The sequence below is a fragment of the Bradyrhizobium sp. CIR48 genome (assembly GCF_014198315.1).
In the GTDB taxonomy this organism is placed as follows: domain Bacteria; phylum Pseudomonadota; class Alphaproteobacteria; order Rhizobiales; family Xanthobacteraceae; genus Bradyrhizobium.
Genome location: NZ_JACIHG010000001.1, coordinates 788,384 through 813,468 on the forward strand (window position 1 = coordinate 788,384; position 25,085 = coordinate 813,468).

The 25,085-nt window shown below is 64.4% G+C and carries 20 protein-coding genes; 4 read left to right on the plus strand and 16 right to left on the minus strand.

Annotation, left to right across the window (positions count from 1 at the left end):
• Nucleotides 1–8 precede the first annotated feature (8 nt).
• Genes GGD66_RS03865 through GGD66_RS03895 form a run of 7 tightly spaced genes read right to left on the minus strand, consistent with a single transcriptional unit; the run spans nt 9 to nt 8,896 of the window.
• Nucleotides 9–1,004 carry an FAD:protein FMN transferase gene (locus GGD66_RS03865; RefSeq protein ID WP_183256915.1) on the minus strand — a complete coding sequence of 332 codons (996 nt, stop codon included), beginning with the start codon at nt 1,002–1,004 and terminating at the stop codon, nt 9–11.
• A complete protein-coding gene (locus GGD66_RS03870) occupies nt 1,001–1,573 on the minus strand; it encodes a nitrous oxide reductase accessory protein NosL (RefSeq protein WP_183256916.1) in 573 nt (190 codons plus the stop codon). Before GGD66_RS03870 ends, GGD66_RS03865 begins: the two co-directional genes overlap by 4 nt.
• Nucleotides 1,570–2,397, minus strand: coding sequence for an ABC transporter permease subunit (locus tag GGD66_RS03875; RefSeq protein WP_183256917.1), 828 nt, complete (start codon nt 2,395–2,397; stop codon nt 1,570–1,572). The genes GGD66_RS03870 and GGD66_RS03875 overlap by 4 nt, the downstream gene beginning before the upstream one ends.
• Nucleotides 2,394–3,314: an ABC transporter ATP-binding protein gene (locus GGD66_RS03880; RefSeq protein WP_183256918.1), complete on the minus strand. Its 921-nt coding sequence runs from the start codon at nt 3,312–3,314 to the stop codon at nt 2,394–2,396. The genes GGD66_RS03875 and GGD66_RS03880 overlap by 4 nt, the downstream gene beginning before the upstream one ends.
• On the minus strand, nt 3,311–4,648 hold the full coding sequence (locus GGD66_RS03885; RefSeq protein WP_210321482.1) for a nitrous oxide reductase family maturation protein NosD: 1,338 nt from the start codon (nt 4,646–4,648) through the stop codon (nt 3,311–3,313). Before GGD66_RS03885 ends, GGD66_RS03880 begins: the two co-directional genes overlap by 4 nt.
• 53 nt (nt 4,649–4,701) lie before the next feature.
• Nucleotides 4,702–6,648: a TAT-dependent nitrous-oxide reductase gene (gene nosZ, locus GGD66_RS03890; protein ID WP_183256920.1), complete on the minus strand. Its 1,947-nt coding sequence runs from the start codon at nt 6,646–6,648 to the stop codon at nt 4,702–4,704.
• Nucleotides 6,649–6,670: 22 nt separating this feature from the next.
• Nucleotides 6,671–8,896 carry a NosR/NirI family protein gene (locus GGD66_RS03895; RefSeq protein WP_183257145.1) on the minus strand — a complete coding sequence of 742 codons (2,226 nt, stop codon included), beginning with the start codon at nt 8,894–8,896 and terminating at the stop codon, nt 6,671–6,673.
• Nucleotides 8,897–9,148: 252 nt separating this feature from the next.
• Between GGD66_RS03895 and GGD66_RS03900 the strand changes: the two genes are divergently transcribed.
• The 4 genes from GGD66_RS03900 (at nt 9,149) to GGD66_RS03915 (ending at nt 15,121) form a co-directional block, all read left to right on the plus strand.
• Nucleotides 9,149–10,024 carry a ferritin family protein gene (locus tag GGD66_RS03900; RefSeq protein ID WP_092258180.1) on the plus strand — a complete coding sequence of 292 codons (876 nt, stop codon included), beginning with the start codon at nt 9,149–9,151 and terminating at the stop codon, nt 10,022–10,024.
• A gap of 489 nt (nt 10,025–10,513) precedes the next feature.
• Nucleotides 10,514–11,545: a TRAP transporter substrate-binding protein gene (locus GGD66_RS03905; RefSeq protein ID WP_092258178.1), complete on the plus strand. Its 1,032-nt coding sequence runs from the start codon at nt 10,514–10,516 to the stop codon at nt 11,543–11,545.
• Nucleotides 11,546–11,560: 15 nt separating this feature from the next.
• Nucleotides 11,561–13,450, plus strand: a complete 1,890-nt coding sequence (locus tag GGD66_RS03910) for a TRAP transporter large permease subunit (RefSeq protein WP_183256921.1) — start codon at nt 11,561–11,563, stop codon at nt 13,448–13,450.
• Between the two features lie 21 nt (nt 13,451–13,471).
• The gene (locus tag GGD66_RS03915) at nt 13,472–15,121 is read left to right on the plus strand and encodes an acyl-CoA synthetase (RefSeq protein ID WP_183256922.1); all 1,650 of its coding nucleotides are present in this window, start codon (nt 13,472–13,474) and stop codon (nt 15,119–15,121) included.
• A 58-nt stretch (nt 15,122–15,179) separates the two neighbouring features.
• Here the strand turns inward: GGD66_RS03915 and GGD66_RS03920 are convergent, their stop codons facing one another.
• The 9 genes from GGD66_RS03920 to GGD66_RS03960 all read right to left on the minus strand — a co-directional run bounded on the left by GGD66_RS03920 (nt 15,180) and on the right by GGD66_RS03960 (nt 24,976).
• Complete coding sequence (locus tag GGD66_RS03920; protein ID WP_092258170.1) at nt 15,180–16,157, minus strand: TRAP transporter substrate-binding protein; 978 nt, start codon at nt 16,155–16,157, stop codon at nt 15,180–15,182.
• 38 nt (nt 16,158–16,195) lie between these two features.
• Nucleotides 16,196–17,509 (minus strand): TRAP transporter large permease, encoded by a 1,314-nt coding sequence (locus GGD66_RS03925; RefSeq protein ID WP_092258167.1) that lies wholly within the window; start codon nt 17,507–17,509, stop codon nt 16,196–16,198.
• Between the two features lie 2 nt (nt 17,510–17,511).
• Entirely contained in the window at nt 17,512–18,060 is a 549-nt protein-coding gene (locus GGD66_RS03930; RefSeq protein ID WP_244550683.1) for a TRAP transporter small permease, read from the minus strand.
• A 210-nt stretch (nt 18,061–18,270) separates the two neighbouring features.
• Nucleotides 18,271–19,068 carry an MBL fold metallo-hydrolase gene (locus GGD66_RS03935; protein WP_183256923.1) on the minus strand — a complete coding sequence of 266 codons (798 nt, stop codon included), beginning with the start codon at nt 19,066–19,068 and terminating at the stop codon, nt 18,271–18,273.
• Nucleotides 19,069–19,081: 13 nt separating this feature from the next.
• Nucleotides 19,082–19,858 carry a TatD family hydrolase gene (locus GGD66_RS03940; protein ID WP_092258158.1) on the minus strand — a complete coding sequence of 259 codons (777 nt, stop codon included), beginning with the start codon at nt 19,856–19,858 and terminating at the stop codon, nt 19,082–19,084.
• 12 nt (nt 19,859–19,870) lie between these two features.
• Nucleotides 19,871–21,874 carry a methionine--tRNA ligase gene (metG, locus tag GGD66_RS03945; RefSeq protein ID WP_092258155.1) on the minus strand — a complete coding sequence of 668 codons (2,004 nt, stop codon included), beginning with the start codon at nt 21,872–21,874 and terminating at the stop codon, nt 19,871–19,873.
• A gap of 108 nt (nt 21,875–21,982) precedes the next feature.
• Nucleotides 21,983–23,029 carry a DNA polymerase III subunit delta' gene (locus GGD66_RS03950; RefSeq protein ID WP_183256924.1) on the minus strand — a complete coding sequence of 349 codons (1,047 nt, stop codon included), beginning with the start codon at nt 23,027–23,029 and terminating at the stop codon, nt 21,983–21,985.
• On the minus strand, nt 23,026–23,712 hold the full coding sequence (gene tmk, locus GGD66_RS03955; protein ID WP_018320476.1) for a dTMP kinase: 687 nt from the start codon (nt 23,710–23,712) through the stop codon (nt 23,026–23,028). The genes GGD66_RS03950 and tmk overlap by 4 nt, the downstream gene beginning before the upstream one ends.
• Before the next feature lies 1 nt (nt 23,713).
• Nucleotides 23,714–24,976: a D-alanyl-D-alanine carboxypeptidase family protein gene (locus tag GGD66_RS03960; protein WP_183256925.1), complete on the minus strand. Its 1,263-nt coding sequence runs from the start codon at nt 24,974–24,976 to the stop codon at nt 23,714–23,716.
• Nucleotides 24,977–25,085 lie beyond the last annotated feature (109 nt).

Sequence of the window (25,085 nt, forward strand, 5' to 3'; positions counted from 1 at the left end):
GCGCAAGGTTACGCCGACAATTCGATCGATTGGCCGGCACCATCGATCAGATGCACGCGGTCGATGTCGACATGCGGCAAGAGCGATCGAATCTTATCTTCAGGCATCAGGCTGAACGCCGTTGACAATGCGTCCGCCGCGGTCGCGCAGCGGGACACCGTCGTCACGCTGCGATAGCGGAGAGCGCAGCCGCCCGATCGCGGATCGAACAGATGGTTGAAGCGCGCGCTGGAATCGAACTGGAAGCCGTAGCCGCCGGAGGTGGATACGGCGCGGTCGACGATCGGCAGCACCGTCTTCGTGCGGTCCACAATGTCGGGATCGGCGATGCCGATCTCCCAGGGCCCTCCGTCCGGACGCGCGCCGATCGCGCGGGCCTCGCCCATGTCGACCAGGCTGCGAGAGATGCCGTGCGCCCGCAACAGGTCGACCACCTTGTCCGTGACGTAGCCTTGCGCGATCCCGTTCAGGGTGACGGCCATGCCCTTGGGCATCACGATCCGGTCGCGGCTGATCGACAGCCGGCTGCTGCCGATGCGCGCGAGCGCGGCCTCGATCGCGGCCGCCGCAGGACCGGCCGGATCCGCGTCATCTCGCGCGAAATGGCTGGCGTAGAGCTCCCACAGCGGCTGCACCGTGACATCGAACAGACCGCCCGTCAGCGTGGAATAGTGCTGCGAGGTCGATAGCAGATCGACCATTTCGGCGGCGGGATCGATCAGGACACCGGTCCGGTTCAGCGCAACCAGGGCGGAATCGTTCAGGTAAAGGCTGAACAGCCGCTCGAGCCGCCGCGCCTCGGCGCGGGCCAGCGAGATCAGCCGATCCGCCCGGCTGCGGTCTTCGTCGTGGATCTCCATCGTGGCCACCGCGCCCAGCATCGTGCCACGCCAGGTGACCGGCGCGATCTCTGCACGAACGGAGTGTCCCGGAGCCAGCGCGCCGAGGCCCGCGGCCGCCGCGCTGATCCGGATGAAGCGTCGGCGCGTCAGTGTTCGCGTCATGGCGTTCTCCTCGATCGTTCGCCCGGCGGCCCTTCGGCCGCTTCGTCGGCCGCAACGGCGCCGGCGGCATTCGCCGACGTCAGGACATAGTCCCGGGGCACCTCGTCGAAGCCGACGATCAGGCCGCCGTTTTCTCCGGCGAACTTCTCGGCCGCCGCCCGGTCCGAGAACGGAACGGCCTCGTCACCGCCCATGCCGCTTTTGACCCGGCTCTCGATCACGTAGAGCGCCTTGCGTGCCTCGATCCAGTTATCGGCGCCGGGCTTGTCCCACTCAGGCGCCTTGCCCATGTCGGACACGTAGATCGCCTGAATGTCCTTGGGCTCGTCGGGCAGCATGGTGAAGGCGATCGTGTCGCGCACCGACGAGAACCAGACGGGCTCGATCAGGCTCGCGGCAAAGACATGGCCCTTCGGTCCCGGGTGCTCGAGCACGTTCATGCCGCAGTAATGGCCGATGTCCTCCGCGGTCATCCGATGCGGCGGCGGGATCTTCGCGGCCTGCTTCTCGTTGCAGCCGGCGAGCACGAGCGGCACGAGCAAGGCGAGGAGGATCGTTCGGCGCCTCATAGCTCCCTCCGCGAGAAGGCGAGCGCGGCCAGCCCCAGCGGCAGCAGAGTCCAGCAGAGCAGGGCGGTCAGAAGGACCGGTATCGTCAGGGACGTGGTTTGGGCAAGGCCAGCCATGCCGGCGAAGGTGCTGACATTGGCGAACCCGGTCAGGTTGATCAGCCGGTAGGCGTCGGTCGGATTCGACAGCAGCATGGCGTTAAGCACGCTCGCCGAGATGCTGCGCCCCTGATCGAGCGCGAGCATGCCCAGCAGCGCCATGTCGTAGATCAGCACCAGCAGCAGCCATAATCCGATGCAGATGCCGGCTGCCGTTCCGCGGTCGCGCACGAGCGCGCTGACCAGATATCCGATGGCGACGAAAGCGGCGCCGAGCAGCACCGAGGAGCCCACCATCGCCCCGAACGCCAGGAAACTGTCGCTATCGATCTGGCTGCCCGTCGCCGCCAGCGCTCCGACCGCCGCGCCGTAGCCGAGGCAGGTCGCAAATGCGAGGACGGCGAGGTGGCCTAAGAACTTGCCGAGCAGCACCTGCCATCGCGCGACCGGATAGCTCAGCAGCAACAGCATCGTTCCGCGTTCCATCTCGCCGACGATGGCGTCATGGGAAATCAGAAGCGCGATGAGTGGAACGAGAAAGATCGTCAGGCTCGACAGGCTGACGATGACCACATCCAGGGTGCGAACACCCACGTTTCCGGTCGGCGCGCTGCCGAGAAAGGTCAGCGACAGGGCAAGCCCGGCGAGCAGGAGCGTTGCGGCAAGCACCCAGCGATTGCGGATGGCCTGGTGGACTTCCTTGGCGGCGATGATCAGGACATTCATGGCGCCTGCTCCGATTGCCGGAGGAAATGAGCATAGAGCTCGTCGAGGGTGGGCGGGACCACGTCGACGTCCTCGACCGAATTGCCGGCGGCCGTCGCGCGATGCAGAAGCTCGATCTTCCGCTCCGGCGCGGCGTCGATCTCGACGATGTGGCCGTTCAGACGGCGGCAGGTGGCGTCTTGCGGAGCCCAGCCCGGCATCTCGCTGGGCGCGAGGCCGGCCACCTTGAGACGGATCCGGGTCGGGAGGCGGGCGAGGCGACGCAGCTCGTCGATCGATCCGTCCGCGACCTTGATGCCGCGGTTCATGATGATGACCCGGCCGGCGCGCTCCTCCAGCTCGGTCAGCGCATGCGACGACAGCAGCACGGTCGCGCCGCGCGCCGCGAGCCGCGCGATGATGTCGTAGAAGGTCTGCCGCAGCTCCGGATCGAGACCAGTGGTCGGCTCGTCCAGCAGCAGCACGCGCGGCTCGCCAAGCAGCGCCTGCGCGAGCCCCAGCCGCTGGCGCATGCCCTTCGAATAGGTGTTGACCCGGCGGCGGGCGGCGGCTCCGAGTCCGACCGCGTCGAGCAGCTCCAGCGCCTTGGTAACCGGCTCTCGTTTCAGCCTGGCGTAGAAGGCCTGCGTCTCGCGGCCGGTGAGGGCGGGGTCGAAGGAGACGTTTTCGGGGAGGTAGCCGAGCTGCCGTCGGCCTGCGAATTCGCCGGCGGCGGGGTTGTCTCCGAGAACCTCGATGGCGCCTCTGGTCGGCCGGATCAACCCGAGCATGAGCTTCATGAGCGTGGTCTTGCCGGCGCCGTTGTGCCCGATCAAGGCCACCAGCTCGCCCTGGCCAAGCGTGAACGACGCACCGCGCACGGCCTCGACCCGGCCAAACACCTTGGTGACGTCGCTGACACGTACCGTGCTGGTCATCGTGTTTCCTTCACCGGGGTCCGCGGCGGCGACACCAGCGGATGGCTGTCGACCACGCCGCCCGGCAGCAGCGCGGGAAACTGTGCCTGCGCCCAGCGGATCACCTGGACGGCGGGGCTGTTGATCAGGACCTTCGCAGCCGGCGCCGTCCACAGCACGCGGTCGATGAGGTCGTTCGGCCGGTACGCCGTGTCGGCGATTCCATCGCCGTTCAGGTCGAATGCCGGATTATCGCTCCAGTAGTTGCCGCGCCCTCCGGTCGACCAGTCGAGGTGCCGGGTGCCGACATATTTCACCTGGTTGGCGTTGCTGACGAAGGAATTGCCGGTGATTTCGTTGCCTTCGGAGCCCGCCGTGAAGTGCACGCCGATGGCGCAGCGTTCGAACCAGTTGTTGCGGAATTTGTTGTGATTGGTGTTGTAGATGAACACGCATTTCTCCGGGCCACTCCTCAGAGTGCTCTCCCGTTTGGCTTGCGGAAGCATTCCTCGCTCGTCGGCGGGACCGTCCTCCGCCCTCTGTGTCATCGAGCCGAGCGGGCCGCCCGTGACCCGGTTGCCCTCGATCTGGGCATAGTTCGCGTAGTTGAAGAGCAGCCCATAGTCGCGGTCGTGATCTGAGGAGTTGCCGCGGATCACCAGACGGTTCGAATACATGATGGCGTAACCGACATGGTTGCCGATCGAAACGTTGCCGCTGATCTCGCTGTCGTTGGTGTACATGTAGTGGACGGCGAAACGAACCTGCTCGAAGCGATTGTCGATGAAGCGGTCCTTGCTGCTGGAGATCGAGAAGATGCCGTCGCGGCCGTAGCGGAACATGTTGTTCGCGATGGTGACGTCGGGCGCGTTCCACAGCGAGATGCCGTTGCCTGCCTCGCTGAGGCGCCCGCCGCGCAGTCCCTCGATCTCGTTGCGGACGACCCGGGAGCCCCTGGCGCCGTGCACATAGACGCCGAACAGGTTTCCCACCAGGTGGTTGTCCTCGATCTTGGCGCGTTCGGCGGTCTTTTGCAGGAAGATCCCGGAATTCATCTGCTGCAGATCGCGGCCGGATGCCCGGATGGTCACGCCGCGGATAGTGACGTCGGGCGCGCTGACGGTGATGACGTTACCGGAGCCGTCGCCGTCGAGCACCGCGCCTCGGCTCCCGACCAGCTCCAGGGGACGGTCGATCCGGATCGAGCCGTGATATTCGCCGGGAGCAAGCTCGATGACGTCGCCGGCGCGCGCTCCATCCAGCACCGCTTGCAGCGGCTGCCCAGGCGCAGCCGTCAAGGTCTCCGCATCGGCGAAGCCGGACAATCCGGCGGCGACCAGCGCCGCCGGAAACATGCGTGACAACAGACCCACGAGGTCGCTCCGATCAGGCCGACTTCAAACCGACTTCAAACCGACTTGGGCTCGACGAACATCCGGCCTTTCATCTCCATGTGCATGGCGTGGCAGAACCAGGAGCAGTAGTACCAGTAGACTCCCGGCTTGTCGGCCGTGAAGGTCACCGACGAGGTGGCCATCGGCCCGATCTCCATGTTGATACCGTAGTTGACGATACAGAAGCCGTGCGTGAGATCCTCGACTGCGTCGATGTTCGTGATGAAGACGGTGACTTCCTCGCCTTGCTTGACCTGGAACTGTTCGAGGCCGAACGCTGGCGCGGTCGACGTCATGTAGACGCGCACCTTGTTGCCGTCGCGAATGATCTTCGAATCGGCCTCCAGGTTGATGCCGTCCGCCTTGGCCTGCTTGACCGCATCCGCAAACATCGGATCCGCGCGATCCCAGATCGAGATCGGGTTGATCTTGGAGCGGTGGACGATGGTCGCGTCATGCGGCTCGGCAAAGCTTGGGCCGTCATGCACCAGCTTCATCTGATCGCCGGAGATGTCGATCAGCTGATCGTTCTCGGGCTTGAGCGGGCCGACGTTCAGGAAACGGTCCTTCGAGAACTTATTCAGCGAGATCAGCCACTTTCCATCCGCCTCCTTGGTCTGGCCCATCGAGCTATGGTTGTGGCCCGGCTGATAGTGCACGTCGAGCTTCTGAAGGATGGGATTGACCTTCTCCCCCTTGAAGGCCCGCTTGGCGAGGTCGATGCTCCACTTGCAGACCTGGCTGTCGAGGAAGAGGGTGGTGTAGGCGTTGCCCTTGCCGTCATAGGCGGTGTGCAACGGGCCGAGGCCAAGCTCAGGCTCGGCGACGACGACGTCGCGCGGCTTGATCTTGTCGTCGAACAACTGGTCGAACAGGCGCACGTCCATCACGGTCACGGTGGGCGAGAGCTTTCCGGCCGCCACGATGTGGATGCCGTCCGGAGCCGTGTTCATGCCGTGCGGATTGTTCGAGACCGGGATGTAGCGCGTGTACGCCGACCCCTTGCGGCCGTCGATCACGGGCACGCCGTTCATTTCCTTGAAGTCGCCCTTCTTTACGGCCTCTTCGATCCGCTTGATGTTGAAGATGACGACCCAGTCCTGCTCGCTGGCGGTCATCTCCGCGAGCGTGACGCCTTCCTCGCCGTTGTAGCAGGTCGCGAAGCAATACTTGCCCTGGTAGTCGGCGTCGACATTGTCGAGGTTGCCGCTGACGATCACCTGCCAGGCCACCTTCATCGTTTCGCCGTCGATCGCGCTGAAGATGGAGTGATACTGCTTGGGATCGTCGAGGACCTTGCCGTCATTGGGCAAGGGCACGCCGTCCTCGCCGTTGGCGAACACATAGCCCGTGCGCGGATATTTCTGCAGACGCAGGCCGTGGACCGTGTGCTGGTTCGGCAGTTCGACAATCTTGTCGCATTTCATGATGTCGAGCCGCACCCGCGCGACGCGGCTGTTGGCCTTGTCGTTCATGTAGGCATAGCGACCGTCGTAGGTGCCGTCCGTGAACGAAATATGGGGGTGGTGGAGGTCGCCGTTCATGAACGTGCCGCCGCGGTTCTTGAGGAATTCGCGGGTCGCGGGCTGCATGCCTTCGGTCAGAACCTTGAGGCTTTCATTGGTCTGGCCCCAACCGGTCGCGCTGCACCGGTTGAACACCGGAACACGCATCAATTCGCGCATCGAGGGGAGGCCGACGATTCGCATCTCGCCGGACTGGCCGCTCGAGAAGAACACGTAATATTCGTCGAGCTCGCCGGGCGCGACCTCGGTCTTCTGCACGGCCGGCCGTGCCGCCGGCGCTTTCGGAGCAGCATTCTTGGTCTGCGCGTCCGCAGATGAGACGAAGCCGCCGTCCTTGATCGCCGCTCCGCCAGCCAGGCCCACGCCCGCTGCGGCCGCCGTCGTTCCCAGCACGGTTCGTCGGCTGACGCCCTTTGCCTTTTCGTTTTCACTCATGATTGCCTCCTCGGCTTTCGGTTCAGTTTGGGGGTGGAGTTGCGACGGGTGAAACGCCGACAGGTTTGCCGCCGGCGGTGATGACGGTCGCTGGACCCTTGCCGCCTGGGCGCATCGCGGGCGAGGACATCGCCGCGAACTTCTCGCGCTTGAGCCGCACCTGGATCATGTGCGGGCAGCGGTGATCGTCGTAATAGAGTTCCTGACAATGCATGCAGTAGATGCACTCATTGACGTTGATGTGCCCCTCAGGATGGATCGACTGCACCGGGCATTCCTTGGCGCAGCGTTGGCAGGGTGACCCACATTCTTCCCACCGGCGGAGCCATTCGAACGTCCGGATGCGGCCGGGGATCGCGAGCGCGGCGCCGAGCGGGCAGAGGTAGCGGCAGAAGAAGCGTTCGATGAAGAGGCCGATGACGAGCAGGGCGACTGCGTAGGCGACGAACGGCCAGCTTCGCGAAAACTTCAGGATGATCGCGGTCTTGAACGGCTCGACCTCGGCGAACCGCTCGGCCATGTCGACCGAATAGAGCGACAGGCCGAACAGACCGAGGAAGATGATGTACTTGATCGGCCATAGCCGTTCGTGCAGCCCCCACGGCACCGTTATCTGGGGCACCTTCAGCCATTTCGCGGCCGTGTTGGTGAGCTCCTGGAGCGCGCCAAAGGGACACAGCCAACCGCAGAACGGACCTCGGCCCCAGAACAGAAGCCCGCCGGCCGTTGCAGCCCACAGAATGAAGATCAGCGGAGCGGCGAGGAAAAATTCCCAGCGGAAGCCCGTCACCAGCGCATTGGTAAAGGTGACGACGTTGACGACGGAGAGCTGCGCGTTGGCGTACCAGCCGAGCCAGACCAGAACGAGGGCGAGATAACCCCGCCGCACCCAGGTGTAGAACACCGGTCGGCGCACCAGCAGGTTCTGGAAGAAGAAGATGCCGGTGAGGACGGCCAGCATGAACGCGGTGATGCCGATCGAGACGGTGCTCGACCGCCAGATCCGCATCCACAGAGGTTCGTCCGCCTCCGGGGGCGGTGCGGCCGCAGCGTTGGCCTGCTGCGAGGCCGGAGGCGCCGCGCTCTCCGGTACCGTCACCGCACGCTGCTCGCGGCGTATATAACTGTCGGGCAGGGTGTAGCCGAGATCGAAAGTCAGGAACGCCTTGTCGCGGCCGCCGAGACTGCGTTGCACCAGCAATTGAAGCTGCCACGGCTGCGTCGGATCCAGGGTGAACTCAGGCGGGGTGACGAACAGGCCGATTTCCCTGAACTCGGGCGCGCCGACCGCGTCCAGTGCGCCGAGCCGGGTGTGGTTGCGGTCGCGGAAGCGGGTGCTGTTGCCTTCCTGCAGGATTTCGATACGATCGAAGATGCCGCCGCGGACATAGGCCGAACCCTTGAACGAGTAGGGGCCGTTGCCGGCAACGACGATGGCCTGCTGCCCGGGCTTCAGGCTGTCCTTCAGCCGCTGATAGCCGTCCTCGCCAAGCAGGCTGCGGCCGATCGTGGGCGCGGTCACCAGCGCCACGTAGAGGTCGATGAAGGTATCGCTCGCGTCACCCGGTTCGGGATACTGGCTCGCCGCGGCGCTGCCGGACTTCGCAAAGGCTTCGTTGATGTCGCCGATGCCGAGCTGAAGCCGGCGCACCGAGCCGTCGCCGACGAGGCTCTCCCAGTCACGCACTTCACTGCGCCCGAGATCGAGCGTCTTGACGACAGGGGGAAGGGCGGCCGAAGCCGCCGCGGCGTCACCGCCGCCGATGCGTCCGCCGCGGATGAGCTTGGACGCGGCGCGGACGACACTGTCACCCATCACCAGCACGGTGACGGTCGCGCCGCTCACGATGTCGACCTGCGGCGGCTTCTCGGCACCACTTGCGACAGGCTTCATGTCCTTGCCGATCAGGGAGTTCATGGCGGCGACGATGCGCGCCTCCGGAATGCCGACCAGCACGATCGGCTCCTTGTGATCGACGAGCTTGATCCCGGTGATGACGCCTTTCGGATCAATTCCGGCAAGCAAGTGAATCGGTTTGCCCGAGTACCCGACAGAGTTCGCAAAATCGGAGTTGAGGAAAACGAATCCCTGAAGCTGATCGCCGCGGTACACCGGTACAATGGGCGGATCGCCTTGCGGCGGGCCGAAACGATCCGCATCCGGGAAAAATTCGGCAGGCGTAAGCTTCGGCAGGTATGCTGGTAAGTCACCGGCGGCGCATGCGGGCGAAACGTACGCCAGACACATCAGCAGCAAGCCGCGCAAGCGCTAGCGCCGCACGCCTTGTGAAGGCGGTATCGTCATCCGGTCGCTTCAACATATCGGTTCAAATGCGATCTGCGCGACCCACCGGGACGCGCGTGCCTTGAGATTCTTCTTCGATGATTTGTCGTCGCTGACGTGTCAAAGTCATCGCGCGTGCCCACATCTGTCAAGGCCAGCGAAAATATTTGTATTCGCGCTGAGCTGAATCAGAAGCCTGCATTTGGAGTCCTTGCCATGCCATTCCTGCGCACTTCATTGCTGAGCGCTGAGCCCGCAGGTGTATTGCAGTCGCTCGACGAACTCTTTGCGCTAGCGCATGCAATGGAGCAGGAGGCAGCCAAAAGGTATGATGCTCTTGCTGATGACATGCGCGAACAGGGCAAGGATGATCTCGCAGACGTGTTCGCGAAGCTCGCCGCCGCCGAGCGCGAGCATGTCGACAGCGTCACGCGGTGGTCGCAATCTCGGCGCGGCAAGATTCCGGATCCCGCCATGGTGCGTTGGGAGGCGCCGGAAACGCTCGCCCCGGAATCCGCCGCTGAGGTCAAAACGTCGCGCTTGATGACGCCGTACCGCGCGCTCGCGATGGCGGTCCGCAACGAGGAGCGCGCCTTTGCGTTCTGGTCTTATCTCGCCGCCTATTCCGATGACCGCGATATCAAGAAGGCGTCCGAGGCAATGGCCAAGGAAGAGCTCGGCCATGTCGCGACGCTGCGGAAGGAGAGGCGCCGCGCCTATCATCGCGAGCACGAACGGAGCGGCGCCGAGGCGTCGTCCGTGCCTCTGCGGCAAATTGATGCGCAAAGGCTCGAGCTTCGCCTGGTCTTGCAGCTCAGCGACTTGGAACAACGCCTGAGCGGGCCAGCAGCAATCCGGACCCAGGACATTCGCCAGCAGACGATCGAGATGGCCGACGCCACCGTGGGCCTCGGGAGCTTTCCGGCGTCCATGGAGCGCAAAGGCCCACTGGAGATCGCCGAGGCCCTGGTCGACGGCTACCTCGACGGCGCCGAGCGGTCGAGCGACGCGGCCCATCTCGAACGCCTGCAGCAACTTGCCGAGCGCGCGATCTCGCGGCTGGCCTGGCTGCGATCGCTTTCGGCGGACTGACGCGCTTACGGCACCCTCGGAGCTGCTGCACACCAGAGCCGCATAGCCGCTCGGCCGGGGCAGTGGCCGCAGGTCCTTCACTGGCGGAAAGGACGCACAGATTTGGCGATGGGCGCTCAGTTCAGGCGGAGATCCGACCGGCAGGTCGCGTGCGGCCACAGCCTAATCCATAATTCGCATAAGGTATATTATGGAATATATTTATATACAATGAGATCAAATATTTAGCTGCAATTCCTGCGACCGCACCTTCGCCCAAGCGCGATTTTCGGTCCGGGCCGCGACGCCGCCCCGGGTCTCGACGGCTACTGTGCATGGGGTTGTTTTTCAGATTTTGAATCCGGCCCATCTCTGCGACAGCCGATATTGCCGGGACCTTGTCCGGCTGCAATAAGCGAGGCCTCGCGAGATCGCAGATGACCTTCAGGCCTTCCGTCCGTATAGGTTTGCATCTCAGAACAACAACAAACCTTCCGAGGAAGCAGACCCATGGTCTTTTCAACGCGCTTTTCCCGACGCACGCTTCTCAAGGCCTCCGCCGCGACCGCGGTCCTGGGCGGCATCGGTGCGCCCCATGTGGCCCGGGCCCAGAGCGCCGAGTTCACCTACAAATACGCCAATAACCTGCCGGACACCCATCCGCTGAACGTACGCGCCAAGGAGATGGCGGCGGCGATCAAGACCGAGACCAACGGCAAGTTCGACCTCCAGATCTTCCCGAACAACCAGCTCGGGTCCGACACCGACATGCTGAGCCAGATCCGCTCGGGCGGCGTCGAGTTCTTCACGCTGTCCGGCCTGATCCTTTCGACCCTGGTGCCGGCGGCGTCCATCAACGGCATCGGCTTCGCGTTCCCGGACTACGACACGGTCTGGAAGGCCATGGACGGCGACCTCGGCGCCCATGTCCGCGGCGAGATCAAGAAGGCCGGCCTCGAGGTGATGGACAAGATCTGGGACAACGGGTTCCGCCAGACCACCTCGTCGAGCAAGCCGATCACCGGTCCTGACGACCTCAAGGGCTTCAAGATCCGCGTACCGGTGTCGCCGCTGTGGACCTCGATGTTCAAGGCGTTCGACGCGGCGCCCGCCTCGATCAATTTCAGCGAGGTCTATTCGGCGCTCCAGACCAAGATCGTCGAAGGCCAGGAGAACCCGCTGGCGATCATCTCGACCGCCAAGCTCTACGAGGTGCAGAAATACTGCTCGCTGACCAATCACATGTGGGACGGCTTCTGGTTCCTGGCGAACCGCAGAGCCTGGGAGAAGCTGCCGCAGGACGTGCGCGCCATCGTCGCCAAGAACATCAATGCCGCTGCCGTCAAGGAGCGTGAAGACACCGCCAAGCTCAATGCCAATCTGCAGCAGGAGCTCGCGGCCAAGGGCTTGACCTTCAATCAGCCCACAGTGGCGCCGTTCCGCGACAAGCTGCGGACCGCCGGCTTCTATGCCGAGTGGAAGGGCAAGTATGGCGACCAAGCCTGGGACCTCCTGGAAAAGGCCGTCGGCAAGCTGTCGTAACGCGTTGGGGCCATCATGGCTCATGTCGAGGTCGAGGTGACCGCAGTGGTGGGCGAGGCGGCGTTTCAGTCCCCTCGCCGACCTTCGTTGCTGGGTTCGCTCGAGCGCGCGCTCGGTCTCGTCGTCGAAATCCCGGCGGCGATCCTGGTCGTCGCCGAGATCGTGATCCTGTTTGCCGGCGTGGTCGCGCGCTACGGCCTGCACCGGCCGCTGATCTGGTCGGACGAGCTCGCCTCGATCCTGTTCCTGTGGCTCGCCATGCTGGGCGCGGCGGTTGCGTTCCGCCGCTCCGAGCACATGCGCATGACGGCGGTCGTCGCCAGCGCCAAGCCTGCGATGCGGGCCTATCTCGATCTGGTCGCGACCTCAGCGGCGCTGGCATTCCTGGTCCTGATCGTCTGGCCCGCCTGCGACTACGCCTATGAGGAAAGCTACATCACGACGCCGGCGCTGCAGATCTCCAATATGTGGCGCGCCGCCGCGCTGCCGGCCGGCATCGGGCTGATGGCGGCCTTTGCCTTGCTGCGGCTGCTGCGCGCGGCCGATTACCGGATGGTCGCAGCCGCCGTCGTCAGCGTTGCCGTCATCATCGGCCTGTTCTGGCTGGCGGAGCCGTTGCTGCGGCCGCTCGGCAATCTCAACCTCGTCATCTTCTTCGTCGGCGTCGCCGGCTTCTGCGTGTTCGCCGGCGTTCCCATTGCGTTCGGGTTCGGCCTTGCGATCTTCGGCTATCTCGCGCTGACCACGCGCACGCCTGTCATGGTGCTGGTCGGGCGGATGGACGAGGGCATGAGCCACCTCATCCTGCTCTCGGTGCCGTTGTTCGTGTTCCTGGGGCTGCTGATCGAGATGACCGGCATGGCGCGGGCCATGGTGGCGTTCCTGGCGAGCCTGTTCGGCCATGTCCGCGGCGGCCTGCACTACGTGCTGGTCGGCGCCATGTACCTGGTCTCGGGCATATCAGGCGCCAAGGCCGCGGATATGGCGGCCGTCGCGCCCGTGCTGTTTCCGGAGATGAAACAGCGCGGCGCCAAGCCCGGCGATCTCGTCGCGCTTCTTGCAGCCACCGGAGCCCAGACCGAGACCATTCCGCCGAGCCTCGTGCTGATCACGATCGGCTCCGTCACCGGCGTGTCGATCGCCGCGCTCTTCACCGGCGGCCTGCTGCCCGGCGTCGTGCTCGCGATCACGCTCTGCATGCTGGTGTGGTGGCGCTATCGCCACGAGGACATGAGTCACGTGCGCCGCGCCAGCGGTGGCGAGATCGGCAAGACCTTCGTCATCGCCCTGCCCGCGCTCGCACTGCCCTTCGTGATCCGCTACGCCGTGGTCGAGGGCATCGCGACCGCGACCGAGGTCTCCACCATCGGCATCGTCTATGGCGCCCTGGTCGGCCTCCTCGTCTACCGCCGCTTCGACTGGTCGCGGCTGTTTCCGATGCTGGTCGAGACCGCGGCGCTGTCGGGCGCCATTCTGCTGATCATCGGCACGGCAACCGGCATGGCCTGGGGCCTGACCCAATCAGGCTTCTCGCGCTCGCTGGCGGCGGCCATGACCGGATTGCCCGGGGGAGCGGCGACCTTCATCGCCGTCTCGATCCTGGCCTTCACCATCCTCGGCAGCGTGCTGGAGGGCATCCCGGCGATCGTGCTGTTCGGGCCGCTGCTGTTTCCGATCGCCCGGGCCGTCGGCGTGCACGAGGTGCACTACGCCATGGTGATCATTCTCGCTATGGGAATCGGACTATTCGCCCCGCCCTTCGGCGTCGGCTATTATGCCGCCTGCGCCATCGGACGCGTCGATCCGGCCGAGGGCATCCGCCCGATCTGGGGCTATCTGCTGGCGCTGCTGGTGGGATTGATCATCGTCGCGATCTTCCCGTGGATCTCGATCGGATTCCTTTGAGGCGTTTGACGGAGGGTGTCGATGAGTGAGCGGCAGAACCAGTACAATATCGGCCTCGACAAGACGCCCGCCAATTACGTGCCGCTGAGCCCCTTAAGCTTCCTCGCGCGCAGCGCCGCCGTCTATCCCGATCATGTCAGCACGGTGTATGAGGGCCGCAGCTTCACCTGGGCGGAGACCTATGAGCGCTGCAAGCGTTTTGCGTCCTGGCTCGCGCGCAAGGGCATTGGCGTCGGCGATACCGTGGCGGCGATGCTGCCGAACATTCCTGCGATGAACGAGGCGCATTTTGCCGTGCCGATGACCGGCGCTGTGCTCAACGCGCTCAACATCCGCCTCGATGCGCCTTCGATCGCATTCCAGCTCGACCATGGCGGCGCCAAAATCATCCTGGTCGATCCCGAGTTTTCGGGCGTGATCAGCGATGCGCTGGCGCAGATGACTGGCCCCAAGCCGTTCGTGGTCGACGTCGACGACGCATCGTTCAAAGGCGGCGGTCGCATCGGCGAGATCGAATATGAAGCAGCGGTCGCGGAAGGCGATCCTGCGTTCACGGCGATCCTGCCGCAGGACGAGTGGGACGCGATCGCGCTGAGCTACACCTCGGGCACGACCGGAAATCCCAAGGGCGTCGTCACCCATCATCGCGGCGCCTATCTCAACGCCGTCAGCAACATCCTTGCCGGCAATCTCGGCCAGCATCCGGTCTATCTCTGGACGCTGCCGATGTTCCACTGCAACGGCTGGTGCTTTCCCTGGACCATCGCGGCATCCGCCGGCATCAATGTCTGCCTGCGCAAGGTCGAGCCGACCAGGATCTTCGAGCTGATCAAGCAGCACGGCGTCACCCACATGTGCGGCGCGCCGATCGTCTATAACACGCTGATCAACGCGCCCGATGCGCCCAAAGGCAACGCGGCCCGCCGCGTCGTCGGCCTGATCGCCGGCGCCGCGCCGCCGGTCGCGGTGCTCGAAGGCGCCGAAAGCATCGGCATCAAGCTGACCCATGTCTACGGCCTGACCGAGGTCTACGGCCCCGCCTCCGTCTGCGCCGAGCAGCCCGGCTGGGACAAGCTTCCGCCCGCCGAACGCGCACGCATGAAGCGCCGGCAGGGCGTGCCCTACCCGCTCGAGGAAGGCGTCACCGTCATCGATCCGAAGACGATGCAAGAGGTGCCGCGCGACGGCGAGACCATCGGCGAGGTCATGTTCCGCGGCAACATCGTGATGAAGGGCTACCTGAAGAACGAGAAGGCGACCAGGGAAGCTTTCGAGGGCGGCTGGTTTCACACCGGCGATCTCGGCGTGCTCGACGAACACGGCTACGTCATCATCAAGGACCGCTCCAAGGACATCATCATTTCCGGCGGCGAGAACATCTCCTCCGTCGAGGTCGAGGACATCCTCTACAAGCACCCGGCCGTGCTGTTCGCCGCCGTGGTCGCAAAGCCCGATCCGAAATGGGGCGAAGTGCCTTGCGCCTTCGTCGAACTGAAGGACGGCGCCAGCGCCAGCGAAGCCGACATCATCGCGTTCTGCCGCAGCCACATGTCGGGCTTCAAGACGCCGAAAGCCGTCGTGTTCGGACCTATCCCGAAAACGTCCACGGGCAAGATTCAAAAATTCCTGCTGCGCAACGAAGTGGGATCAGTGAAGGCGATTACGGCCTGAACATCGTCTGAGAGTCTTCCGCCCGCACGAACACGTGGCGGGCGGAAGACATCAGTCCTCACATCTTCTTGTAGGCCTCGACGACCGCCTGACCATCGGCCCCTGCCTTCTTGAGCCAGTCGGCCGTGAGCTGTTCGCCGATTTTCTGGAAGCCGGCCTTCAACGCCGGGCTCGGCGGCTCGACGTTCATGCCTTTCGCCTTGAGCTGATCGAGATACCACGTGCTCTTGTCCTGCCAGGCCTTCCAGCCGCGGGTTTCCGCCGTTGCCGCCGCCTTGAGGATGGCTTCCTGGGTCGGCTTGTCGAGCGCCTCGAACGCGGCCTTGTTGACGAAGGTGTAGTCCTTCGGGATCCAAGCCTGCACGTCGTAGAAATACTTCAGCGACTCCCAGGCCTTCGCGTCGTAGCCCGTGCCGCCCGAGGACATGAAGGAATTCACCACGCCAGTGGCAAGCGCCTGCGGCAGTTCCGCCGCCTGGATCGTGACCGACTGCGCGCCGACCAGCTCGCCGATGCGCGCGGTGCCGACGTTATAGGCCCGCCATTTCAGGCCCTTCATGTCTTCGATCGATGCGAGCGGCTTGTTGACATAGACGCCCTGCGGCGCCCAGGGCACCACGAACAGCAGCTTGAGACCCTGCGCATCGAGCTTCTTGGCGATTGCAGGCTTGGAGGCCTGATACAGCTTCATTGCGTCAGGGAAGCTGGTCGCCAGGAACGGCACGACGTCGACGCCGAACAACGGATCTTCGTTCTCGTGGATCGAGAGCAGCACTTCGCCCATCTGCGCCTGCCCGGTCACCACTGCGCGCTTGATGTCGGGTGCCTTGAACAGCGAGGCGCCGGGATGGACCGTGATCAGGAGCTTCCCGGACGTGGCGGCTTCGACATCCTTGGCGAAGGCGACCAGGTTTTCGGAGTGCGGATTATCGGCGGGATACGCTGCCGGCAGATTCCATTTGGTCTGAGCCAAAGCGGGTGTCGCGGCCACGACCACGCCGGCGGTCAAGAATGCGCGAAACAAACGAGACATCATCAGGCTTCTCCTCACAGTCAATTTAAACACCGGTACGCTCAGTCTGGGAAGGCGAGCTTGGGCAGGAACATCACGATCTGCGGATACTCCGTGATGATGAAGACGGCGGCCAGCAGCAGGATGAAGAACGGAAACGCCGCCCGCGCAACGGTGAACGTGTCGCGCCCGCTCATGTTCTGCAGCACGAACAGATTGAACCCGACCGGCGGCGTGATCTGCGCCATCTCGACGTGGATGATTAGGTAGACGCCAAACCAGACCAGATCGAGTCCGGCCTGCCTGACCATCGGCAGCACGATGACGGCGGTCAGCACGATCATCGAGATGCCGTCGATCAGGCAGCCGAGGATGATGTACATGATGCTCAGATACAGCGCGAGCATGCTCGGCGTGAGCTGCTGCCCCTGGACCCAGGTGGCGAGTGCGGCCGGAATGCCCGTATAGGCCATCGCAGCCGTGGTGTAGGCCGCGCCTGCCAGGATCAGCATGATCATGCAGGTCAGGCGCGTCGCGCTCATGATGCTCTCGAGAAAGTTCTTGCGCGTGAGCGTGCCGCTCCACCAGGCCAGCAGCAACGCGCCCGTGACGCCCCATGCCGCGCATTCCGTGGCGGTGGCAAAGCCCAGCACCAGCGAGAAGAAGACCGCCATGATCAGGAGCATACAGGGCGCGAGCTTTGCCGACTCCCGCAGCTTCTGTCGGAATGGCATCGGCGGATCGCGCGGCGGAACCTTCTTGGGATTGAGCAGCGACCAGATGATGATGTAGCCCGAATAGAGCGCCATCACGAGTACGCCCGGCAGGAAGCCGCCGAGGAACACCTGCAGCACGGAGACATTCGCCGTGACCGCGTAGACCACCATCGGGATCGAGGGTGGAATCAGGAGGCCGAGCGTGCCCGAGCCGGCGAGGGAGCCCAGGCTCAAGCCCTTGTCGTATCCACGCTTGTCGAGTTCGGGCAGCGCGATCTTGCCGATGGTCGCGCAGGTCGCTGCCGAAGACCCCGACACCGCCGCGAAGATGCCGCAGCCGATCACGTTGACGTGGGTCAGACGTCCCGGCAGCCACTGAACCCAGGGCGACAAGCCCCGAAACATTTCTTCCGACAATTTGGTACGGAAGAGAATTTCGCCCATCCAGATGAACAGCGGCAGCGCAGCCAGCGTCCACGACGCGCTGGCGCTCCAGGTGGTGGTGGCGAGCACGGCGCCGAGCGGCAAGCTGGTCGTCAGTGCCATTGCCACGAAGCCGACGAGCCCGAGCGACACCGCGATCCAGATGCCGCTTCCCAGCAGCAGGATCATGACGCCGAGCAGGACGAACGACAGCTCGATCATGCCGAGATTGGCCATGGTCAACCTCCGCCGCCCTGCGAGATGCGCTCGACGAATTCTTCCGGCGTTTCGTCCGGCGAGCCCTTCTCGTAGCTCGGCCGATTGCCGCTGACGACATTGACCATCTCATCGATCAACGCGATCGACAGGATGGCAAGACCGCCGGCGAAACCGAGCTGCGGAATCCAGAGCGGAAGCGGGACGACGCCCTGCGCCACATCGTTGAAGCGCCAAGAATCGTAGGTCATCTGCACGGCATAGCGGGTGAAATAGAGAATGAAGGCGGTGGCGATACCGAGGGCCACGATCTCCGCGATCTGCTTGGTCCGACCATGCAGGCGTTCCAGCAGCAGGCCGACGCGGATCATCTCTCCGCGCTTGAAGGTATGCGCGAGGCCGAGGAACGCCATCGCGGCCATGCACCAGGACGCGAAATCATCCCCGGCGGGAATGTTGATCGCAAACTGGCGCCCGACCGACATGGCCATCATGATTGCAAAGATCGCAACCAGGAAGACGCCGGCGGCGTAGCCTGCCCCGAGATAAAGGAGATCCAGCGCTCGGCGCACCAGTCCTCCGGCCGTTACTTCGTCCCCTGCCACGCGATCCTCATCTCACATGAGGCGATTCAGTCGACCCGGCGGTCACATATCGCTAGCCGCCGATCCTCTTCAATATCGCCCTTGCCCAGCGTCTGTCTTTCAGACGTTAGATCAACATGATGCAACCGATGCAAGCAAGGACTATGCCTGCTTGTGGCGGGAGTTTCTACCGCAGGTTCAGTGCGTCTCGAGCCGCAGCCCGTCAAATGCGGGCATGACGCCCGCGGGCAGCGATTGCCGGATGACTTCGTAATCGACATCGGCCGTCATGTTGGTGATGACCGCGCGCTTCGGCTTGAACCGTTCGATCCAGGACAACGCATCGTTGATGCTGAAATGGCTGACATGGTTGGTGTAGCGGAGGCCGTCGACGATCCAGAGGTCAAGATTCTCCAGCGCGCCCCAGCTCTCGCGCGGGATGTCGTTGAGGTCGGGTGTGTAGGCCGCATCGCCGATACGATAGCCGAGCGCGGGAATGGCGCCGTGCTGCACCAGGAAGGCTGTCATCGTCACCGCGCCGCCCTTCCCCAGAATGGTCTGGCTTTCGCCCGCCTCGATCGAATGCCGCGTTAGGATCGGCGGATAGTCGCTGCCCTCCGGCGAGATGAAGCAATACGAGAACCGCGCCATGATGTCCTTGGCGGTCGACAGGTTGAAATAGGTCGGGATACGACGGCGCATGTGCATCACGACCGAACGCAGATCGTCCATGCCGTGGGTCTGATCGGCGTGCTCATGGGTCAGGAACACCGCGTCGATGTGATCGACATTGGTCGAGAGCAGTTGCTCGCGCAGGTCCGGCGAGGTGTCGATCACGATGCGCGTGGTGCCGTGCTCGGACTTCCGCTCGACCAGTAGCGAACAGCGGCGGCGGCGGTTCTTGGGATTGTTGGGATCGCAGGCGCCCCAGCCCAGCGCCGGGCGCGGCACGCCGGCGGAGGAGCCGCAGCCCAGGATCGTCAGCGTCAGCGTCATGCGGCTCCCGGTTTCAAGCTTTCACCTTCGAGAACAGGCGGAAGAAGTTCTCGCTGGTCTGGCGCGAGATCTCGTCAAACGATACGCCGCGCGTCTCGGCCAGCACTTTGGCGACCTCGACCACAAAAGCGGGCTCGTTGCGTTTTCCCCGGAACTTGCCGGGCGCAAGATAGGGCGAGTCCGTTTCGACCAGGATGCGATCGGCCGGCAGTTCGGCCGCCAGCGCCCGCAAGGTCTCTGATTTCTTGAAGGTCAGGATGCCCGTGAAACCGATATAGAGCCCGAGCGACACCGCCTTCAGCGCCAGCTCGCGTCCGCCGGTGTAGCAATGCAGCACGGCGCGAAACGCGCCCTTGGCCGCCTCCTCCTCCAGGATGCGTGCGCAGTCCTCGTCGGCTTCGCGGGTGTGGATCACCAGCGGCAGGCCGGTGGTGCGGGCGGCGGCGATGTGGGCGCGAAAGCCCCTCGCCTGCGCCTCTGGCGAGCCGTTGTCGTAAAAATAGTCGAGCCCGGCTTCGCCAAGCGCGACGACCTTGGGATGCTCCGTCAGCGCAACCAGCTCATCCGATGCGATACCGTCCTCCTCATCCGCATTGTGCGGATGAGTGCCGACCGAGCAGTAGACGTCCTCATAGCGCTCAGTGATGGCCAGAAGCTGATCGAGCTTCCGCACCCGGGTCGAGATCGTGACCATGCGGCCGATGCCGGCCGCGCGGGCCCGCGATACGATCCCGTCGAGATCTTCCGCAAAGTCCGGAAAATCCAGATGGCAGTGGCTGTCGACCAGCATCGCGCAAACGTCCTAGGCTGCTGGCTCGATGTAGCGCGGGAACGCCGGCGTCGGCGCCGGCAGGGTCGAGCCGGGCGCGATGCGCTTGGCACCGCCGAGCATGGCGAAGTTGCGCTCCCCGTCCGGGATGCCGAGGCTGTCGAGCAGCAATCCCGAGGCGGTCGGCATCGCGGGCTGCGCCAGGATCGCGATCTGGCGCACGACTTCGGCGGTGACGTAGAGCACCGTCTTCTGCCTGGCCGGGTCGGTCTTGGCGAGCGCCCACGGCGCCTCGCCCGCGAAATAGCGGTTGGCCTCCGCGACCACGGCCCAGACGGCGTTGAGCCAGTGATGGATCTGCTGCATTGCCATGGCCTCGCGCGATGCGGCGACCATGCCGTCGGCCATCGCCAGGATTGCCTTGTCGTTGTCGCTGAATTCGCCGGGCTCGGGCAGCACGCCGCCGAGTTGCTTGGCGATCATCGACAGCGAACGCTGCGCGAGGTTGCCGAGATCGTTGGCGAGATCGGCGTTGATGCGCGCCACGATGGCCTCGTGATTGTAGTTGCCGTCCTGTCCGAACGGCACCTCGCGCAGGAAGAAATAGCGCACCTGATCGACGCCGTACTGGTCGGCAAGATTGAAGGGATCGACGACGTTGCCGACCGACTTCGACATCTTCTCGCCCCTGCTGAACAGGAAGCCGTGGGCATAGACGCGCTTCGGCAGCGGAATCCCGGCCGACAGCAGGAACGCCGGCCAATACACCGCGTGGAATCGGATGATGTCCTTGCCGATGATGTGCACGTCGGCCGGCCAATAACGCCAGTTTCCGTCGTTCTCATCGGGGAAGCCGACGCCGGTGATGTAGTTGGTCAGCGCGTCGACCCAGACATACATCACGTGCTCTTCGTCACCAGGCACCTTGACGCCCCAATCGAAGGTGGTGCGCGAGATCGAGAGATCACGCAGGCCGCCTCTGACGAAGCTCACCACCTCGTTCTTGCGGGAGTCCGGCCCGATGAAGTCAGGCTGATCCGCATAGAGCTTCAACAGCTTGTCCTGGTATGCCGACAGCCGGAAGAAATAGCTCTTCTCCTCGACCCATTCGACCGGCGTGCCCTGCGGGCCCAGCCGGACGCCGTCATCGTTCAAGCGCGTCTCATCCTCGGCGTAATACGCCTCGTCCCGCACGGAATACCAGCCGGCATAGATGTCGGCATAGATATCGCCGTTCGCTTCCATGCGCCGCCAGATCTCCTGGCTGGAGCGATGATGCTGCTCCTCGGTGGTGCGGATGAAGCGGTCGAACGACACGTTCAGACGCTCGTCCATCTCCTTGAAGCGACCGGCATTGCGGGCCGCGAGCGCTGAGACGGCCATGTTCTCGCCGGCCGCCGTCTGCACCATCTTCTGGCCGTGCTCGTCGGTGCCGGTCAGGAAGAACACGTCCTTGCCGTCGAGCCGCGCAAAGCGTGCCAGCACGTCGGTCGCGATCGCTTCATAGGCGTGGCCGATATGCGGACTGCCATTGGGATAGGCGATCGCTGTCGTGATGTAGAAGACATTGTCGCGCGCGGGCGCGGCCACGGGCGCCGCAGCCTTTGGTGTGGCTGCGGGCGTTGCGGCTTGCGGAGCCGCAGCGGGCTTCGGCGCGCGGGGTGCCTTCGGCTTGACAACCTTCGGCAGCGTGGCGGCGGGGGCCGGCGCTGCGATCACAGGCGCGACCACCCTCGCCTTCTTGGCCACCGTCTTTGCGGGAGCCTTGGCGGATTTCTTGGCGGATTTCTTGGCTGATTTGTTAGCTGGCTTCTTGGCGACGGCCGGCTTCTTCGCAGCCTTCTTGACCGCCTTCTTTGCCGTCTTCACGGTGCTCTTCTTCGCGCCCTTCTTGGCCGGGGCCTTCTTGGTCTTCTTGACTTTCTTGGCCGCCTTGGCGTTGGCCTTCGCACGCGCCTTCACGGCCTTCTTTGCGGCTTTCTTCGCAGCCTTGTTGCGGCCCTTGTCTTTAGCAGTTTTCTTAGCTCGCGTTGCCACGACGAATTCCTTTACCGGCTTCTCGAAATCTGGAAACGAACCTGAGTTCGATTATTGATTTGCGCATGATCTTTCGGAAAACCGCTGCGCACTTTTCCGGATCATGCTTTAGCGCGTTGCGTCCGCCAGCCAGCCGAACACCGAGAACACCAAGGGCTTGCGCTCCAGATTATAGGTTTCGGTGTCGCGCGCGGCGCGGACGATCTTTTCCCATACCTCAGCTAGGCGCGCAAGGCGCGGCAGGTTCTGGTTGGCATTGGCCTCGTCCGCATGCAGACGTTCCGCGATCCAGCGATCGATGCCATCAATGAAGGCGGCGAGCGCGACGCGGTCGCTGGTGGGAAGCGAATCGCCGAGCGTGTGCAATTCGCGCGGATCGACCTGCGGCAGGCGCGCGAGCAGCGCCGCCGTGCGTTGCTGGAGCTTGAGCGCATCACCGCCGAGCAGCGTCAGCGCCCTTGCAACGCTGCCCTCGGAGGCCTCCGCGGCCTCGCGCAGCGCGGGATCGCTCGGATCGAGATCGGCGGCCGAAGCCGCAGCGCCAATCAAATCATCGGTGGCGAGCGGCCGCAGGCGCAGCTTGCGGCAGCGCGACTGGATGGTGGCGAGCACGCGCGCGGGCGCGTGGCTGACCAAAAGGAACAGCGATTGCTGCGGCGGTTCCTCGAGGATTTTCAGCAGCGCGTTGGCCGCGTTCGGATTGAGCTCGTCGACGGTGTCGACGATGCAGACGCGCCAGCCTTCGGCCGCGGCAGTCGAGCCGAAGAAGCCGATGGTCTCGCGCGTCTCGTCCACGGTGATCACGGTGCGCATCACGCCGCGATCGTTGGCGGTACGCTCCAGCGTCAGTAGGCCGCCATGCGAGCCGGCCGCCACCTGCCGCGCCACGGCGTCATCGGGATCGATCGCGAGGTCTTCGGCGCGCAGCACGGCTTCCGCCAGCGGCTGGCCATGGGCGAGCACGAAGCGCGCCATGCGATAGGCCAGGGTCGCCTTGCCGATGCCCTGCGGCCCGCCGATCAGCCAGGCGTGAGGGATGCGGCCGCTGCGATAGGCCGTCAACAGCGCGGTCTCGGCTTCGCGATGACCGAACAGTTTCGATGTCTCGCGCGGGTGCGGAATGGCGGTTTCGCGCTCGGTCTGACGCGGGCTCATACGGAAACCACCGAGGCTGGTGTGGGAAGGAGACGATCGCGCAGCGCCGTCCAGACACGGCCTGCGACCGTGTCAGGGTCGGAATTGGCGTCGATCAGCACGCAGCGTGCGGGATCGTCCTCGGCAATCTTGCGATAGGCCTCGCGCAGGCCCTGGTGAAAACCGAGCTTCTCGCCTTCGAACCGGTCGGGCGTGCTGTTGCCGCGGCGCGCGGCGGCGCGTTGCAGGCCGATCTCGACCGGCAGATCGAGAATGATGGTGAGGTCCGGCTTGAGATCGCCGATCGTGACCCGCTGCATCGCGTTGATCAGGCCCTCAGGCACCTGGCCGAGGCTGCCCTGATAGGCCCGCGTCGAGTCGGCGAAGCGGTCGCACAGCACCCAGGTGCCCTGGTTGAGCGCAGGCAGGATCACGGTGCGGACATGGTCATCGCGCGCGGCGGCGAACAGCAGCGTTTCCGCCTCGGGGCCGAGCAGCTTGCCCATGCCCGACAGCACCAGATGACGCATGATCTCCGCGCCCGGCGAGCCGCCCGGCTCGCGCGTGACGCGGATGCGGAGCTTTGCCGCCTTGAGGCGGTCGGCAAGCTTCTTGATCTGGGTCGACTTGCCCGTGCCCTCGCCGCCTTCAAAGGTGACGAAGCGTCCGCGTCCGGACGGCCGCTGTAGCGCGCTCTCACTCATGTCAGAGCTTCTCGGCGCCTGCGCGGAACATGCCGATCACGAGCTCGCTGGCGCCGTCGATCGCGCGTCGCACGGTCGAGCCAGTGCCGATCGCTTCCGCCGCATAGACCGGCGTCTCCACCGCGATGTTGCCGCTGCGCCAGACCTTGACCACGCCGACCCGTTGGCCGGCCTCGACCGGCGCCCGCACCGGACCGCTATAGACGACGCGCGCAATCAGCTTGTCGCTGCCGTTCTTGTGCACCATCACCTTCACCGGAGTCTTGGCGACGAGCTTGACCGAACGGCTCTCGCCGCCGAACACCTTGGCGTAGCCGACGGGCTGCTCGGCCGCGATCAGCGTGCGGGTCTCGAAATTGCGGAAACCCCATTCCAGCATTTTCTTGGCTTCCGTCGCGCGATCCTCGGGGTCTTCCAGTCCGTTGACGACGACAATCAGCCGCGTGCCGTTCTGCACCGCCGAGCCGACCATGCCGTAGCCGCCCTCCTTGGTATAGCCGGTCTTCAGGCCGTCAGCGCCTTCCATCGAATTGAGCAGCGGATTGCGGTTGGGCTGGCGGATCTTGTTCCAAGTGTACTCTTTCTCGCCGAACAGTTTGTAGAACTCCGGAAAGTCCAGGATGATGTGCCGGGCGAGCATGCCAAGCTCGCGCACCGTCATCTTGTTGGCGGGGTCGGGCAAACCGTTGGAGTTGCCGAAGGTCGATTTGGTCATGCCGAGCTCGCGGGCGCGCTTGGTCATGAAGTCCGCCGCGAAAATCTTCTCGTTGCCCGCCATGGCCTCGGCGAGCGCGATACAGGCATCGTTGCCGCTCTGGATGATCGCGCCGTGCAGGAGATCGTCGACCGAGACCTTGCTGTTGATGGCGGCGAACATGGTCGAGCCACCGGAGGGCGCGCCTCCCCGGCGCCAGGCGTTCTCGCTGATCCGGTATTCGTCGGTCAGCTTGATGTCGCCCTTCTTGATGGCATTGAAGACGACCTCCGCCGTCATCAGCTTCATCATGCTGGAGGGCGCGCGCAGCTCGTCGGCGTTCTTCTCGAACAGCACGCTGCCTGAGGAGGCCTCGATCAGGATCGCGGTCGGGGCATCGCCGTCGAATCCGGCATCGTCCGGCTTCTTGGCGCCCTGGATGCTTTGGTTGGCGGCCAGAAGCGCCCCGCTCCAGCCGATGCCTGCCACCAGAATCGCGGCGACCAGCCCGCGCGCCAGTGTTCCGGCGGTAAGCCGGTTGCGACGAAGCAAAGGAAGACGAAATGCCATGGCGAAGCCCTGAGAGAGGCGTTCTAACAGTTGGAACAGATGCGAACAACACGCGGTTCGACGCCTGTCCCTGAGATTGCACGATTCTCGCCGCGCCCCTATCGTGGCG